The sequence below is a fragment of the Endozoicomonas sp. ONNA2 genome (genome assembly GCF_024606365.1).
GTDB lineage: Bacteria > Pseudomonadota > Gammaproteobacteria > Pseudomonadales > Endozoicomonadaceae > Endozoicomonas.
In genome coordinates, this window is sequence record NZ_JAHHPO010000533.1 from 1 (window position 1) to 1,873 (window position 1,873).

Genomic DNA, 1,873 nt, shown 5'->3' on the forward strand with positions numbered 1-1,873 from the left:
GTTCGCCAAAATCGCCAGCTATTTATCAATCAACGATATCAATAATTTTGGGCAAGCATCGCCAACAACGGGCCATCGCCTGCGGTCATGCGGCCTGACAGAGGTACAATACTTCCTCTCCCTGAACAAGCAAAGGCAGTCTTCGTGCCAGGCAATCATTCAGTCCAGTCAGCGACTCCTTCAGCATCTCAGGACGTTGTCCATATTTTCTGTTCGCCTTTTCCCAGCGCAACTGGGCCCGGCCTTTTACTCATTTTATGCCAGCCATTTGCGCCAGCAGATTCTTGACGGGGCTGCACTGACCCTTATAACCAGTGGTAGCTTAAATGTTAAACGCTTTACCCATCATCTGCGTGATCATATTCCCGTCCTCATCGAGAGGAAGACGAAGAATTACAGTGATATTCTGGCTCTGGAGTATGGTCACTGGGTCAGGAAAGCTGAAATCAAACACGATCACATTGTCAGTTTTGGTCATCAGCATGTCGACCATATTTTATTTGTCGCACAATCCGTTCCGGTAAGCTTTGGGAGTTCGGGATTGCTTCACTACGATTACAGTGGCGACGAGCACTTGCTGTCTGTTTATGAATGCAGGAATGATTCGTGGGTTGAGCAACAACAACTGACAACAGGCGACGTTTTTCCTCAATGTGAGTCAAAGTTTATGACTTCCATGCACCTGTCACCTGATGCCAGGTCACTGGTCTGTATTAACATGGGACAAGCTGGAGCTATTCTCGGTCGGGGTACCGATGGCCGGTGGGTCAATAGAGGCAACATTCATACAGGTCTTAATCATGATTTACTGTTCAGTGCCGACAGCAAACATCTTGTGCTTTATAGTGGATCATTCATTACGGTGATGGGCAAGGCAGACGATGAATCCTGGTCACAAACGGGTGACATTATTGTTAAAGATCCTGATGATGACCTGAAACTCACACCCAGTGGCGATAAAGTAAGCGAGTATGATTTTGCTCTCCAAGTTCTATTCAGCCCGGATAACCGCCATTTTGCCACATGGTTTGAAGATGCCGGCGAAGATAGCTACGACGCTGCTATCCGACGAGATTATTTCTTTGTCGTCATTTTTGCCCCGGACCCGGAAGGGCAGTGGCGTGAAAAACAGAGAATTATTAAAACCTGCGATTGTCCAAGTCGTTATTACGATATTCAACCTGATTTCAGCCCCGATGGCCGCTGTCTGATTATCACCACTGAAGATGGTCTGGATATCTGGGAATTAAATACTGACGACCAATGGCTGCCTTCTGTTCAGGAGCCCCCCCCTTGCGGTGGTGGTATGATTCATTTTTCTGTGGACCCTTGTGAATTCATTAGAAAGAGGTGGTGGTGCGTAACAATCTGGCGCAAGGCGGAGTCCGGAATGTGGGGCCGGACACAAACATTTCCGGCTGAGTCCCTGACAATCATCAGCCCCAACGGTGAAACCATTGTTTGTAACGATCCTGCGGGCCATACGGATATCTATCAACGTAAGTCTGTTGGTGAGTGGGCCAGACAACGCATCGAATTTTCCATCAAACAAGCAGATTTCAATCAAGAAGGTTACCTGCTGGCTGTAATTCCTGAAACAAATACTCACAGACTGATTTTGTTCGGATTGACGGTAGACGGGAGCTGGCAGGAAAGGGCCCGTTTGCAAACAGAAAACAGGATTGCGAAATTTTGCTTCAGCCCGTGCAGCCGTAATCTTCAGGTCAGCGGTTTGCCCCCTGAGAATGGTGATGTTTCAGTGCCAGAGGTTGTTTCCTTCTGGCAGATCATGCCCGATACAGGTTCACGGAAGGCTGACCAATACCTGAATCCGTAACTTCAGAAGACGTTGAAACCTTCGGAAGCCGGTCGT

The 1,873-nt window shown here is 48.1% G+C and carries 1 protein-coding gene; it reads left to right on the forward strand.

Features of this window, described 5'->3' with window-relative positions; genetic code table 11:
• A partial coding sequence (locus tag KDK14_RS09400; RefSeq protein ID WP_257264840.1) for a hypothetical protein occupies positions 1-1,837 on the forward strand: 1,837 nt, incomplete at its 5' end.
• Positions 1,838-1,873: the final 36 nt, after the last annotated feature.